15 protein-coding genes are annotated in these 14,215 nt (G+C 63.7%); 7 read left to right on the forward strand and 8 right to left on the reverse strand.

Annotated elements, in window-relative coordinates; all coding sequences use genetic code 11:
- Window positions 1–830: caspase family protein (locus tag AC630_RS02450; RefSeq protein ID WP_143197751.1), on the reverse strand; the 830-nt coding region annotated here is incomplete at its 3' end.
- A gap of 97 nt (window positions 831–927) precedes the next feature.
- A complete protein-coding gene (locus AC630_RS45175; protein WP_167561119.1) occupies window positions 928–1,209 on the reverse strand; it encodes a hypothetical protein in 282 nt (93 codons plus the stop codon).
- Here AC630_RS45175 and AC630_RS02455 point away from each other — a divergent pair.
- Window positions 1,208–2,014 (forward strand): N-acyl homoserine lactonase family protein, encoded by an 807-nt coding sequence (locus AC630_RS02455; protein WP_074116899.1) that lies wholly within the window; start codon window positions 1,208–1,210, stop codon window positions 2,012–2,014. The two genes, AC630_RS45175 and AC630_RS02455, sit on opposite strands and share 2 nt — an antisense overlap.
- Before the next feature lie 55 nt (window positions 2,015–2,069).
- On the opposite strand, the gene AC630_RS02460 is transcribed toward AC630_RS02455, so the two are convergent.
- Window positions 2,070–2,612, reverse strand: a complete 543-nt coding sequence (locus AC630_RS02460) for a MarR family winged helix-turn-helix transcriptional regulator (RefSeq protein WP_074116900.1) — start codon at window positions 2,610–2,612, stop codon at window positions 2,070–2,072.
- A gap of 110 nt (window positions 2,613–2,722) precedes the next feature.
- On the opposite strand from AC630_RS02460, the gene AC630_RS02465 reads away from it, so the two are divergent.
- The 5 genes from AC630_RS02465 (at window position 2,723) to fahA (ending at window position 8,361) form a co-directional block, all read left to right on the forward strand.
- A complete protein-coding gene (locus tag AC630_RS02465) occupies window positions 2,723–4,351 on the forward strand; it encodes an FAD-dependent oxidoreductase (RefSeq protein WP_074116901.1) in 1,629 nt (542 codons plus the stop codon).
- 37 nt (window positions 4,352–4,388) lie between these two features.
- Window positions 4,389–4,613 carry a DUF2783 domain-containing protein gene (locus AC630_RS02470; RefSeq protein WP_074116902.1) on the forward strand — a complete coding sequence of 75 codons (225 nt, stop codon included), beginning with the start codon at window positions 4,389–4,391 and terminating at the stop codon, window positions 4,611–4,613.
- A gap of 25 nt (window positions 4,614–4,638) precedes the next feature.
- Window positions 4,639–5,595, forward strand: coding sequence for an MBL fold metallo-hydrolase (locus AC630_RS02475; RefSeq protein WP_074116903.1), 957 nt, complete (start codon window positions 4,639–4,641; stop codon window positions 5,593–5,595).
- Window positions 5,596–5,597: 2 nt separating this feature from the next.
- A complete protein-coding gene (gene hmgA / locus AC630_RS02480) occupies window positions 5,598–6,944 on the forward strand; it encodes a homogentisate 1,2-dioxygenase (protein ID WP_074116904.1) in 1,347 nt (448 codons plus the stop codon).
- A gap of 145 nt (window positions 6,945–7,089) precedes the next feature.
- Window positions 7,090–8,361: a fumarylacetoacetase gene (gene fahA / locus AC630_RS02485; RefSeq protein ID WP_074116905.1), complete on the forward strand. Its 1,272-nt coding sequence runs from the start codon at window positions 7,090–7,092 to the stop codon at window positions 8,359–8,361.
- 122 nt (window positions 8,362–8,483) lie between these two features.
- Here the strand turns inward: fahA and AC630_RS02490 are convergent, their stop codons facing one another.
- Window positions 8,484–8,795 (reverse strand): DUF1272 domain-containing protein, encoded by a 312-nt coding sequence (locus AC630_RS02490; RefSeq protein WP_074116906.1) that lies wholly within the window; start codon window positions 8,793–8,795, stop codon window positions 8,484–8,486.
- A 73-nt stretch (window positions 8,796–8,868) separates the two neighbouring features.
- A complete protein-coding gene (locus tag AC630_RS02495) occupies window positions 8,869–9,348 on the reverse strand; it encodes an Lrp/AsnC family transcriptional regulator (RefSeq protein WP_074116907.1) in 480 nt (159 codons plus the stop codon).
- A 121-nt stretch (window positions 9,349–9,469) separates the two neighbouring features.
- Here AC630_RS02495 and hppD point away from each other — a divergent pair, with 121 nt between their 5' ends.
- On the forward strand, window positions 9,470–10,588 hold the full coding sequence (gene hppD, locus AC630_RS02500; protein WP_074116908.1) for a 4-hydroxyphenylpyruvate dioxygenase: 1,119 nt from the start codon (window positions 9,470–9,472) through the stop codon (window positions 10,586–10,588).
- A 109-nt stretch (window positions 10,589–10,697) separates the two neighbouring features.
- On the opposite strand, the gene AC630_RS02505 is transcribed toward hppD, so the two are convergent.
- From AC630_RS02505 to AC630_RS02515, 3 genes are all read right to left on the reverse strand, one after another.
- The gene (locus AC630_RS02505) at window positions 10,698–12,017 is read right to left on the reverse strand and encodes an MFS transporter (protein ID WP_143197754.1); all 1,320 of its coding nucleotides are present in this window, start codon (window positions 12,015–12,017) and stop codon (window positions 10,698–10,700) included.
- 74 nt (window positions 12,018–12,091) lie between these two features.
- Window positions 12,092–13,204 carry a CaiB/BaiF CoA transferase family protein gene (locus AC630_RS02510; protein WP_074116979.1) on the reverse strand — a complete coding sequence of 371 codons (1,113 nt, stop codon included), beginning with the start codon at window positions 13,202–13,204 and terminating at the stop codon, window positions 12,092–12,094.
- A gap of 208 nt (window positions 13,205–13,412) precedes the next feature.
- Window positions 13,413–14,213: an FAD binding domain-containing protein gene (locus AC630_RS02515; RefSeq protein ID WP_074116910.1), complete on the reverse strand. Its 801-nt coding sequence runs from the start codon at window positions 14,211–14,213 to the stop codon at window positions 13,413–13,415.
- Between the last annotated feature and the right edge of the window lie 2 nt (window positions 14,214–14,215).

Here is a 14,215-nt window from a genome sequence, read left to right on the forward strand (position 1 = left end):
GGCGGGTTGTTGGCGACGACCGGCGGCGGAGCGGGAGGCGTCGGCTGTTGTGCCGTCACTGGCGGGCGCGATCCGCCGGGCCCGGTGATGAATGAAAAGTCTTCAGCCAGCGAAGACGAGATCCACGGCACCTGCTCACCGCGCGAGGCGCGGGTGACGCCCATCTTGGTGCGGTTCAGTGTCTCTTCCGCCATCAGGTCGGGGACGCGGATTTCCTTCAAGAGTTCCTGGACGAAGAGGCTGTGGTCGCCGCCTGCATCCGAGACCACCGAGGCCAGCGCCGCGGAATACATCACCAGCGTGCCGTTCGGCGCGATGACCGGCGTGAGGCCGGCCGAGAAGCTGCGGAACCGGCGCTCGAACGGGTTGCGCCTGGAGGCGTCGATCAGCGCGATCTTGACGCCGGCGCCGCGGGTATTGAGCTCGCCGAGCACGGTCTCGAGGCTGAAACCGTCGCGGCGCACGTCGGATTCGGTCCAGATCTGTGCATCGATCGGCAGCATGTAGCTCTGGCGCGCCGACTGGATGCCGAAACCGCTGAAGAACACCAGCGCCACCGAGCCCGGCTTGATCTTGCCGTAGAGCTTGTCGAAGGCGCGGCGCATGCCGTCGCCGGTCAGGTTCTCGCCGATCTCGACGGAAAAGCCGTCCCGCTTGAGCTCGTCGGCGACGTCGCGCGCATCGTTGATCGGCTCCTTCAGCGGGGCATCGGCGTCCGGATATTTGGCGTTGCCGATGACCAGCGCATAGCGGTCGCCGGCCGCGAGCGACGGAGCGGTCGGGAGCAATGAAACGAGTAAGGGGAGAAGGACAAGGAAGCGAATTTTCATAATCAGCGCGGTCCAGCCAAAAAGGCGCCGATCCCAGCTTGCGCCGCGGCGACCTTAACTTACGCTCTAGGCATTATCAAACCGGGGAGAGGATGCGTCAACCGCTTGGAGATTCGGCATTATCGCGACGATTGACCGCAACGCACGGGCGCGCCGCGAGGGGAATAAACGGTCTGTCATGGTTGTACTCGACGCGATCCGGTTCGACCTTACGGCGCCATGTTAGGGCTGCCATGGCGACGAAAATGTGATTGGTCTCACATTGCAGGCTTGCGGTGGTCGCAACCTCGGATGTTTGACCTTTGCGGCGGACAATGGCTTGGTTTGCTGGATCGTCCCGGAAGGTCCATCTCGAAAAACGAGCCAAAAGCAAAACCATGGGAAACGTCTACGAAATCTACGCGCTGCGCTATGCGACGATGTCGCCGCGCACCCCCAGCATGAACTTCCTGGCGCCCGACCCGCATGACAGCGCGGCGCAGGACCTCGACTACTTCGTCTGGCTGATCCGCGGCGGCGGCCGCGACGTCCTGGTCGATACCGGGTTCAATGCCGAGGAGGCGACCGCGCGGGCGCGCAAGCTGACGCTCAACCCGGTCGATGCACTGGAGCGCTTTGGCGTCGCCGCGTCGAGCATTCGCGACATTATCGTGACGCATCTGCACTACGACCACGCCGGCAATCTCGATCGCTTCCCGAACGCCCGCTTCCATCTCCAGGAGCGCGAGATGGCTTACGCGACGGGGCGGTGCATGTGCAACGGACTGTTGCGACATCCGTTCTCGGTCGAACACGTCACGCAGATGGTGCGCCACGTCTATGGCGAACGCGTCACCTTCTATTCCGGCGATGGCGAGGTTGCGCCCGGCGTCACCGTGCATCGCGTCGGCGGTCATTCCGACGGCTTGCAGGTGGTCAAGGTCGAGACCGCGCGCGGGCCGGTGGTGCTGGCGTCCGACGCCACGCATTACTACGCCAATCTGCAGCGCCGCAGCCCATTCCCGATCGTCTACAATGTCGGCGACATGGCGGTAGGCTGGGAAACGATCGAGCGCCTCGCCGGTCACCCCGACCGCTACATTCCCGGCCACGATCCAATCGTGGCGCAGATCTATCCGCGCGCCGGCGACAAGGTCGATGTCTGGGCGCTGCATCTGCCGCCGTCGAGATCGTTTGCGAAGTGACGGCGAAGCCGTCATTCCGGGTTCGCGCTACGCGCGCCCCGGAATGACGGAGGGGCTAATACGCCTGCTTGGCGTCGGCCTCTTCGCTGGTCTGGATCAGGTCGAGGCTCGCCTCGATCTTGCCAAGCAGCGCAGAGAGCTGCTTGCGCTCCTGCGCGGAGAGGCAGGCGAGGATTTCGTCCTCCCGCCGCAGCAATTGCGGGAAAAGCTCTTCATAGAGCTCGCGGCCCTTCTTCGTCAACTGCAGGCGGAATTCGCGGCGGTCGGCTTCATTCTCGACCCGCTCGATCAGTTCCTCATGCAACAGCGTGGTCACCGCGCGGCTGATGGTGGATTTGTGGGTGCGGGTGCATTGCGAGATGTACTGCGCGCTACAGGCATCGTTGCGGAAGCCGAGCGTCGCGATCACGCGCCAGGCCGGAATGTCGAGGCCGTGGCGCTCCTGATATTCGACCGCGAGCGCCGAGCTCACCTCCGCCGCAAGCCGGTTGAGGCGGAACGGCACGAACTTGAACAGATCGAGTCGAGCTTTTGGTCCCGGTGAAGCCTCATCGGCTTCCCGTGTCTTCAGCGCGATGTCGCTGGATGTCCTCGCCAAGAAGAGCGCTCCGAATTCCAGTTGACGGCCGGCCGGCTCCGGTCCAAAATAGTTGCACGTGAGACTATCTAGCAGATCAAGCCTCTCCTGACCAGAGCCGAGGTTCGCGTATGGCGCAGGCCAATTCCCCTCAGGCCAAGACCCAGTTCGGCTATCGCCGTCACCCCGATCAGGACCGCCCCGGCCAAAGCCCGGCCGAGCATCCGGTCGTGGTCGTCGGCGCAGGCCCGGTCGGGCTGTCGCTTGCGATTGATCTCGCCCAGCGCGGCCAGCCCGTCGTCCTTCTGGATGACGCCGACCGTATCGGCGAGGGTTCCCGCGCGATCTGCTTCTCGAAACGTTCGCTGGAATATTGGGACCGGCTCGGCGTCGGCGACCGTATGGTCGACAAGGGCGTGGTGTGGAGTGTCGGCCGCATCTTCCATGGCGAATCGCAGCTCTACCAATTCAATCTCCTGCCCGAGGACGGCCATAAGCGGCCGGCCTTCATCAATCTCCAGCAATATTACGCCGAGGCCTATCTGGTCGATCGCATCAGCGATCTGCCTGATATCGACCTGCGCTGGCGCAACAAGGTGACGGCGCTGGAGCAGCGTAACGATTCCGTCCTGCTGACGATTGAAACGCCGGAGGGCGCCTATCGCCTGCACGCGCAATATGTCATCGCCTGCGACGGCGCACGGTCGTCGCTGCGGCAGATGGTCGGCGCCGAGTTTGCAGGCCAAGTGTTCGAGGATCAGTTCCTGATCGCCGACGTCAAGATGACGGCGGAATTCCCGACCGAGCGCTGGTTCTGGTTCGATCCGCCCTTTCATGCGGGACGTTCGGCGCTGCTGCACCGGCAGCCCGACGATGTCTGGCGCATCGATCTCCAGCTCCATCGCTACGCCGATCCGGTCGTCGAGAAGAAACCCGAGAACGTGCGGCCGCGCATCGCGCGCATGCTCGGCCACGACAAGTTCGAGTTCGAGTGGATCTCTCTCTATAAGTTCCAATGCCGGCGGATGGATCGTTTCCTCCATGGCCGCGTGATCTTCGCCGGCGATTCCGCGCATCAGGTCTCGCCCTTCGGGGCGCGTGGCGCGAACTCGGGACTCGAAGACGCCGAAAACCTCTCCTGGAAGCTCGACCGCGTGCTGCGTGGCTTGTCACCCGCGAGCCTGCTCGAAACCTACCATGTCGAGCGCAGCCTGGCGGCCGACGAGAACATCCGCGAATCCACCCGTTCGACCGATTTCATGGCGCCGAACTCGCATCAGGAAGCGCGGCTGCGCAAGGCCGTGCTGTCGCTGGCCAAGGAAACCGAGTTCGGCAAGCGCATGGTCAATGGCGGTCGGCTGTCGGTGCCGTGCAGCTATGACTCGCCGCTGTCATCCCCCGATGCCGACGCTTGGCGCAGCGGACCGTCTCCCGGCTGTTCCATGCTCGACGCCCCCGTTGCGGCGCGCGCGGGCGAGCAGGCTTATCTGACGGATGCATTCCGCAAGGGTGGAACGGATTTCACCCTGCTGTCGTTCAACAATGGCGCGGCGATCGACGCGCCCGATGGTGTGAAGGATATCCGCATCGGCGGCGAGGGCGGGCTTGCCGATCCCTCAGGCCTTGTCGCAAAGCGCTACGACGCCGAGCCGGGTGTGGCCTATCTGCTCAGGCCCGATGGCTATGTTGCGGCCCGCTTCCGTCAACCGACGCGCGCAGCGATCGCGGCCGCGCTGTCGCGGGCCCAAGGCCTGAATTAAAAAGGCTTGAACTGATAAGCTTGAATTGAGGTCTGACATGCCGCTTTCCACCAACTCCAACTTTGCGCGCCCGGACGACGCCTTTCGCGCCATCGTCGAAGCGCATCGCGGCCTCACCGAAGAGCAGAGCGCCGATTTCGATGCCGCGCTGGTGCTGATTCTCGCCAACCATATCGGCGACATCGACGTGCTGCGTGAAGCGATCGGGCTCGCCAGGCGGCGCATGATCGACGGCCAGCAGCAACAACAGCAACAACAATAACCCCAAAGACTTGAAGGATGAACTGATGGCGAAGAATTTCGCATCCACGGGTGATCTTTCCGAGAAGAAGATCACCTTCTCCGAGATCGGCACCGATCTCTACGCGTTCACCGCCGAAGGCGATCCGAACACGGCCGTCATTGTCGGCGACGACGGCTGCCTCGTGTTCGACGCGCAAGCAACGCCGGCAATGGCCAACAAGGTCATCGAGCGCGTCCGGACCGTCACCGACAAGCCGATCAAATATGTCGTGTTGTCGCATTATCACGCCGTGCGCGTGTTAGGGGCCTCCGCCTACAAGGCGCAAGGCATCGTTGCCTCGCAGGAGACCTATCGCCTCATCGAGGAGCGCGGCAAGCAGGATTGGGATTCCGAATACGGCCGCTTTCCGCGCCTGTTCCAGGATGCGCAAAGCATTCCCGGCCTGACCTGGCCGACGCTGACCTTCGAAGGCGAAATGTCGATCTATCTCGGCAAGCGCGAGGTGCGCCTGATGCAGCTCGGCGCTGGCCATACCTCCGGCGACATCGTCGCCTGGGTGCCGGATGCCGAAGTGATGTTCTCCGGCGACCTCATCGAATATCACTCGGCCTGCTATTGCGGCGACGCGCATTTGCGCGAATGGCCGCTGACGCTGAACGAGATCCGCAACTTCAATCCCAAGGCGATCGCGCCGGGCCGCGGCGATGCGTTGAAGGGCCTTGCCACGGGACGCGAGGCCATCGCGATGACGCGCGACTTCGTCTCGACGCTCTATGGCGCGGCCGAAATATCAGTCGCGAAGGGCCGCACGCTGAAGGAGACGATGGCGGCGACGCGCGAGGTGATGGATCCGAAATTTTCCAGCTTCGCCATCTATGAGCACTGCCTGCCGTTCAACGTGTCGCGCGCCTTCGACGAAGCGTCCGGGATCGATGATCCCGTGATCTGGACCGACAAGCGCGACCAGGAAATGTGGGCCGCCCTGCAAGGAGGAGGATAGTCATGAACATCAATACCTCGCCTGATCAGATCATCCGCAGCTCGGCCCAAGTGACGCCGGGCTACATGTCCGGCTTCGGCAACAGCTTCGAGACCGAGGCGCTGCCCGGTGCGCTGCCGATCGGCCGGAACTCGCCGCAGCGTTGCGCCTACGGCCTCTATGCCGAGCAACTCTCGGGCTCGCCCTTCACCGCGCCGCGCGGCACCAATGAGCGCTCCTGGCTCTATCGCATCCGCCCCTCGGTGAAGCATTCGGGACGTTTCGAGAAGGTCGATGCAGGCCTGTGGCGTTCGGCGCCGTGTCATGAATACGATTTGCCGATCGCGCAGCTGCGCTGGGACCCGGCGCCGCTGCCGAAGGAGGATGTGACCTTCGTCCAGGGCGTGCAGACCATGACGACCGCCGGTGACGTGAACACGCAGGCCGGCATGGCCGCGCATGTCTACCTCATCACCAAGTCGATGGTGGACCAGCACTTTTACAATGCCGACGGCGAGCTGATGTTCGTGCTCCAGCAGGGTAATCTGCGCGTCGTCACCGAGTTCGGCCGCATCGACGCCGAGCCCGGCGAGATCGTGGTGATCCCGCGCGGCGTCAAGTTCCGCGTCGAGATTCCGAACGGTCCCGCCCGCGGTTATCTCTGCGAAAACTACGGCGGCGCCTTCACGCTGCCGGAGCGCGGGCCGATCGGCGCCAACTGTCTTGCGAACGCGCGCGACTTCCTCACGCCGGTTGCGTTTTACGAAGACAAGGACACGCCGACCGAGCTCTACGTGAAATGGGGTGGTTCGCTGTTCAAGACGACGCTGCCGCATTCGCCGATCGACGTCGTCGCCTGGCACGGCAATTACGCGCCCTACAAATACGATCTGCGGACCTTCTCGCCGGTCGGCGCGATCGGGTTCGACCATCCCGATCCCTCGATCTTCACGGTGCTGACCTCACCGTCGGAGACGGCGGGCACGGCGAATATCGACTTCGTCATCTTCCCCGAGCGCTGGATGGTCGCGGACAACACCTTCCGTCCGCCCTGGTATCATATGAACATCATGAGCGAGTTCATGGGCCTGATCTACGGCGTCTACGATGCCAAGCCGCAAGGCTTCGTGCCGGGCGGCATCAGCCTGCACAATTGCATGCTGCCGCACGGTCCGGATCGCGACGCTTTCGATCACGCCAGCAACGGCGAGCTGAAGCCGGTCAAGCTGACCGGCACCATGGCCTTCATGTTCGAGACCCGCTATCCGCAGCGTGTGACAGCGCATGCCGCGAAGTCGTCGACGCTTCAGGACGATTACGCGGATTGCTGGACGGGTCTGGAGAAGCGGTTCGATCCGAACAGGCCGTAATCTCTCCCGTCGTCATTCCGGGGCGCCGCGAAGCGGCGAGCCCGGAATCCATACTCCCGATCGTGGCTATGGATTCCGGGCCTGCGCCATACGGCGCATCCCGGAATGACGGCAGACAGAATGTCAAAAACATCTGGCAGGAAACATGCCCCACCCCAACGACCCTAGTCTCCGCTCCTTCATCGGCGTCGATCCCGCTTCCGACTTCCCGATCCAGAACCTGCCCTACGGCGTGTTCTCGACCGCAGCCAATCCGACGCCGCGGGTCGGCGTCGCGATCGGCAACTTCGTGCTCGATCTCTGGGAGCTTGAGCAGGACTCCCGGCTCGAGGTCGGTCCGCTCGGCGTATTCTCCGGCCCCTCGCTCAATCCTTTCATGGCGCTGGGACCGAAGGTCTGGACGAAGACGCGGGCGCGGATCAGCGAGCTGCTGCGTCACGATCATCCCGAGCTGCGCGACAACGAGGAGCTGCGCAAACAGGCCCTGGTGCCGATGCGGGATGCAAAGCTGCATCTGCCGATCACCGTCTCCGGCTACACCGATTTCTATTCCTCGAAGGAGCACGCCACCAATGTCGGCGTGATGTTCCGCGGCAAGGATAATGCGCTGCAGCCGAACTGGCTGCATATGCCGATCGCCTATAATGGCCGCGCCTCGACCGTTGTGGTCTCCGGCACCAGGGTGAAGCGGCCGCGCGGGCAGCTGAAGCCGCCGAATGTCGAGCTACCGAGCTTCGGCCCATGCAAGCGGCTCGATTTCGAGCTGGAGATGGGCGTCGTGGTCGGCCAGCCCTCGCCGATGGGCGGCATGCTCACGGAGAGCCAGGCTGAGGAGATGATCTTCGGCTTCGTCCTGCTCAACGACTGGAGCGCGCGCGACATCCAGCAGTGGGAATATGTGCCGCTCGGCCCGTTCCTCGCAAAAGCGTTTGCGACCTCGATCAGCCCGTGGGTCGTGACCCGCGAGGCGCTGGAGCCGTTCCGCCTGAAGGGCCCGGAGCAGGAGCCGGTGCCGCTCGATTATCTCAGGCAGGCAAAGCCGCAGAACTATGATCTGGAACTCGACGTCTCCTTGCGCGCTGCCGGCGCCAACGCGCCCGCCAGCATCAGCCGTACCAACTTCAAGTACATGTACTGGTCCTCGGTGCAGCAGCTGATGCACCACGCTTCCAGCGGCTGCGCCATGAACGTCGGCGATCTCCTGGGGTCCGGCACCATCTCCGGCCCGGAGAAGAACCAGCGCGGCAGCCTTCTGGAGATCAGCTGGAACGGCACGGAGCCGGTCGAACTTCCCGGCGGCGCGAAGCGGTCGTTCCTTGAGGACGGCGACAGCCTCATGATGCGCGGCTGGTGCCAGGGCAACGGCTATCGCGTTGGTTTTGGCGAGGTCGAGGGGACGATTTCGGCGGCGGAGTAGGCTTCGCCGTCGCCACCAAGTCCGTCATTGCGAGCGCAGCGAAGCAATCCAGAATCGTTCTGCGGAGTGATTCTGGATTGCTTCGTCGCAAGAGCTCCTCGCAATGACGGTGTGGAGAGAGCCTACCGTCTCTCCGGCGGCACGTCCTTGATTCTCGCGCAATGCGCCGCGACGTCGTCCAGGCTGTACTTCAGATGTACCCGCTTGTCGGACGGCGCCTGCTTGCTGGTGCACACGCCTGGCCGCCATTCCTGCATGGGGCGGATCGGGCGCGGGGCAAAACTGCCGCCGCAGTTCGGGCAGACGTTGGAGAGCCTGGTCTCCACGCATTCCGCACAGAACGTGCATTCATAGGAGCAGATCCGCGCATCTGTCGCATTCGGCGGCAGGTCGCGGTCGCAATATTCGCAGTTCGGTCGAAGCTGGAGGGCCATGGCTGAAACTCCCGGATTGACTGGGATCATCGCAGATCGCGCGCGCAGCGCGAATGCCGCATTTCCCTCGATTTCAGCCGGGCTTGATCTCCTTGAGCGGCAGCCGCGAGCTTTCCTTGAGCCTGTCGAGCACGATCGAGGAGCGCACATGCGCCACGCTCTGGTGCGGCATCAGCACGTCGTTGACGAGGTTGGAGAGCCCCTTGAGGTCGCGCAGCACCGCCTTCAGCACATAATCAGCGTCGCCGGTGAGTGAATAGGCCTCCTGAATCTCGTCGATGCGGCCAACCAGCGCGCGGAAGCGCTTCGAATTGTCGGGCGAGTGGGTCGCCAGCGTCACCTGGATGAAGGCGATCACGCCGAAGCCCAGCGCCTCGCTGGAGAGATCGGCGTGGTAGCCCGCGATCACCTTCTTCTCCTCCAGCCGCATCCGCCGGCGCGAGCATTGCGAGGCCGAAAGCCCTGCAAGCTCGGCGAGCTCCTGGTTGGTGAGGCGGCCGTCGTCCTGGAGCGCACCCAGGATCTTGAGGTCGAAGGCGTCAACCGAAATCATGCGTTATTTGTCCATTTCATGCATGGATCGTGCATATGATAGCCAGGGAGACGCCCCGTTTGCACGCTCATTGCATCTCCCGTGAAGGATATTTCAGGCTGCAGCAATTTGGGAGAGCACCATGGGTCCGTTTCCGCACGATGCGCCGCCGGCCACGATCAGCGCCGACAATCCGATGGGTACCGACGGGTTCGAGTTCGTCGAATATGCGCATCCCAATCCGGAAGAGCTGCACGCGCTGTTCAAGCTGATGGGCTATGCCCCTGTCGCGCGCCACAGAACTAAGAAGATCACGGTCTATCGCCAGGGCGACATCAATTATCTCGTCAACGAGCAGCCCGGCACCCACGGCTACGAGTTCGTTGCCGCGCACGGCCCCTGTGCGCCGTCGATGGCGTTCCGTGTGGTCGACGCAAAAGCGGCCTTTGACCGTGCGATTGCGCTCGGCGCGGAGCCTGCCGACGTGTCATCCGCGCAGAAGACGCTCGATGTGCCCGCGATCAAGGGCATCGGCGGCAGCCTGCTCTATCTGGTCGATCGCTACGGGGCCAAGGGTTCGGCCTATGATTCCGAGTTCGAGTGGCTCGGCGCGCGCGATCCGCGGCCCAACGGCGCCGGCCTGTTCTATCTCGACCATCTCACCCACAACGTCCATCGTGGCCGCATGGATGTCTGGGCCGGCTTCTACGAAAAGCTTTTCAATTTCCGCCAGATTCGCTTCTTCGACATCGAAGGCCGTGCCTCCGGCCTGTTCTCGCGCGCGCTGACCAGCCCGGACGGCAAGATACGGATTCCGATCAACGAGGATGCCGGTGATTCCGGGCAGATCGAGGAATATCTGAAGACCTATCGCGGCGAGGGCATTCAGCACATCGCCTGCGGCTGCCGCGACATCTACCGTACCATCGAAGGCCTGCGCGAGGCCGGCCTGCCCTTCATGCCGTCGCCGCCAAACACCTATTTCGAACGGATCGACGCGCGCCTGCGCAAGCATGGCGAAGACGTCGTGCGGCTCCAGGCCAACGGCATCCTGATCGACGGCGAGTGTGTGGTCGACGGCGGCCAGACCAAGGTGCTGCTGCAGATCTTTTCCGCCAACGCGATCGGCCCGATCTTCTTCGAGTTCATCCAGCGCAAGGGCGACGACGGCTTTGGCGAGGGCAACTTCAAGGCCCTGTTCGAATCGATCGAGGAGGACCAGATCCGGCGCGGGGTGCTGAAGGTGGATACAGCGGCGTAAGTTGCGGCCGTCGTAGCCCGGATGGAGCGCAGCGAAATCCGGGAAGTTACACCTGACAATGCGAAACCCGGATTGCGCTGCGCTCCATCCGGGCTACACGCTTTGCTCGTCAGCTCGACAAACTCGCCACCGCCGCGCCGGTCGTTGCACCCTGCCGCCTTCGCTCGACACCTTCGGGCAGGCGCAGCGCCATCGTCGCGATCAGGCTGATCACGCTCATGGCGATGACGTACCAGACCCATGACAGCTTGTCGCCGGTCGCACCGATGATCCAGGTGAACACGAACTGGGCCGTACCGCCGAAGATGGTCACGCCGAGCGCGTAGGCGATCGACAGACCTGCGGTGCGAACGATCGCCGGGAAGATCAGCGGGATGAGGATGATGCCCGCACCCGACGACATCGCGTGGAATGCGATCAATGTCGCCGATGTCGCCAAGAACACCAGCGGCGAGCCCGACGACACGACCAGCTGCAGCGCGGGGTAGAGCAGCAGCGTCACGATGATGCGCGGGACGATGGTGACGGTCTTCAAGCCGTATTTGTCCGCCAGCAGCCCACCGAGCAGTGCGAAGATGGTTCCGCTGATGAAGGTGACGAAGTTGGTCGCCATTGCCCAGCCCTGGCTGTAGTGCAGCGTGCTGATGGCGTAGGTGGTCGTGTAGAGGAAGAAGTACTGGCTGATCGTCGCGCCCGAGATCAAGAGGATGCAGAGCACGATCTTGGCCCAGTGATTGGCCAGGATGTCGGAGAGCACGCCGCCTACGCTGCCATGAGCTTCTTCCGTGTTCAGGGTTTCATCGAGATTGCGGCGGATGAAGTAGCCGACAGGCGCAATCAGGATTCCCAGCAGGAACGGGATTCGCCAGCCCCAGCTGTCATTCGCGCCGGGCGTGATCAGAAGTGCGAGCAGAAGGCCGATCAAGGCAGACAAGAGACTGCCCATGTTCTGGCTGGCGAGCTGCCAGCTGCCGAAAAAGCCCTTGCGGTGTGCGGGCGCGCTTTCGAGAAGATAGGTCGTCGCCGGGCCCATCTCGCCACCGGCCGAGAACCCCTGCAGCAGGCGCGCGAACACCAGCAGGACCGGCGCCATCAGGCCGATCTGATCGTAGGTCGGCAACAAGCCGATGATGCCGGTTCCAAGCGCCATCAACCAGATCGTCAGGGTCATCGCGGGCTTGCGGCCGAAGCGATCCGCATAGGCGCCGATGACGATGCCGCCGAGCGGCCGCACCACGAAGCCGACGCCGAAGGTGGCGACGGCCAGCAGCAGGCTCGTGTTCGGATTGTCCGCCGGGAAGAACGCCTTGGCGAGCCAGGTGGCGAACGCCGCGTAGACGGTAAAATCGTAGAATTCGAGCGCGTTGCCCAGAATGGCTGCGCCGACGCGCATGGTTTGAGAGGGACGCGGGCGGTCAGTCTGGTTCACGGGTCGCACCTTGTGTCACTTGCATGAACGCGAAGTGACGCAAAAGGTGCTTGCTTGCAACCCTTAAGCCCGCCTTAGCGGCCCGCTTTCCACGCAGCCGTTACCGCCCCGATCTCGGCGCCTTCCGGCTCGCGGACCGCAGACGGCGTGCGCGAGAAGCGCGGCGCGGGCGCGGGTTGTTTCACGCCGTGGCGCTCGAGGAAGACGTTGCGGGCGACCATGTGCGGATGCTCGGTCGCTTCCGACATGGTCAGCACCGGCGCGAAGCAGATGTCAGTGCCTTCCATGATCTTGCACCAATCTTCGCGCGTCTTGCTCTTGAACACCGCCTTCAGCTTCTCCTTCAGCGCCGGCCAGGCCTTGCGGTCCATCTGCGCGTCGAAATCGGCATCGGTCAGGCCCGCGTGCTCGCGCAGCAGCGCGTAGAACTGCGGCTCGATCGAGCCGATCGAGACGAAGTGGCCGCAGGCGCATTCATAGACGCCGTAGAAATGCGCGCCGCCATCGAGGAAGTTCTGGTTGCGCCCCTCGGTCCAGCGTCCGAGCGTGGTCATGTCGAAGAAGAACGACATCAGCGATGCCGCGCCGTCGCACATCGCGGTATCGACGACCTGGCCCTTGCCGGACTTCTGCGCTTCCAGAAGCGCTGCGAGCACGCCGACGACGAGATAGAGCGCGCCGCCGCCGAAATCGCCGACCAAATTGAGCGGCGGCACCGGCGCTTCCGTGGTGCCGATCGCGGCCAGCGCGCCGGTGATGGAGATGTAATTGATGTCATGACCGGCGGCGTTGGCGAGCGGGCCTTCCTGGCCCCAGCCGGTCATGCGGCCATAGACGAGTTTTGGATTGCGGGCGAGCACGATTTCGGGGCCGAGCCCGAGACGCTCCATCACGCCGGGGCGGAAGCCCTCGACCAGCGCATCGGCGCTGCCAAGCAGGTCGAGCACCTGCGCGATCGCGGCCTTATCCTTGAGGTCGAGCTCGATCACCTTGCGGCCGCGGCCCGCCACCGACTTCATGCTCTTCTTCGCGCCGACGCGGTCGAGCGTGACGACATCGGCGCCCATGTCGGCCAGCATCATGCAGGCGAACGGACCGGGTCCGATGCCGGCGAATTCGACGATGCGGAAGCCCGACAGCGGGCCGGAGGTGCGGACGGAAGAGCTTTGGGCTGGTTTATCGAGCACGTTGTTGTTTCCTCGGGTCGCGGGCGGCTGCCGATGGTCCGGCAATGGCCTCGGACATTCCTCTCTGGGGGCGAGTTAATTGGCTGATTAACTTTTCTCGCCTTCACGTCAGCGAGGCAAGCGCTTTTCCTGCATGGGCGCATAATAAAAGCGGCGCGCATTGCTGCGCGCCGCGAAAGAATTGTGTTGAGTCGCTAAAGCCGGATCGTCAGCCTGCAGCCGCTACTGCGCGCTGCGCCATCACCTTCACGAGGTTGGCGCGGTACTCCGACGTGCCGTGGATGTCGGACAGAAGTCCGCTCGCCGGAATAGTCACGCTGTCGATCGCGGACGGCGACCAACTCGCCTTCAGCGCGGCTTCGATTGCGGGAACCCGCATCACGCCGCTCTGCGAGGCGCCGGTGGCGGCCACGCGGATCTCGCCCGACTTCGTCTGCGCGACGAACACGCCCGTCAGTGCGAAGCGCGAGGCCGGATGTGGCATCTTGGCGTAGCCCGCCTTCTGTGGAATCGGGAACGACACGGCGGTGATGATCTCGCCGTCTTCGAGGGCCGTCGTGAACAGACCCTTGAAGAAATCATCCCCCGCAATCGACCGCTTGTTGGTCTTCACCGTCGCGCCGAGCGCCAACGTCGCGGCCGGATAGTCGGCGGCCGGATCGTTGTTGGCGAGCGAGCCGCCGATCGTGCCGCGATAGCGCACCGCGGGGTCGCCGATCAGCGAGGCGAGATAGGCGAGCGCGGGGATCGCCTTCTTCGCGGCATCGCTTGTCGCCACATCATAATGCGGTGTGGCGGCCTTGATGGTCAGCGTGTCGCCGGAGGCCTCGACGCCGATCATGTCCTTGATCTTCGCAAGGTCGATTACGTCCGACGGGCTCGCGAGCCGCTGCTTCATGACCGGCAGCAGCGTCTGGCCGCCGGCGAGGAATTTCGCCTCGCTGCTCTTGCTGAACAGGCTGGCGGCTTCGTCGACCGAGGAAGCGCGATGATAAGTGGTCTGGTACATCT

It is taken from the genome of Bradyrhizobium sp. AS23.2 (assembly GCF_001908185.1).
Taxonomy (GTDB): domain Bacteria; phylum Pseudomonadota; class Alphaproteobacteria; order Rhizobiales; family Xanthobacteraceae; genus Bradyrhizobium.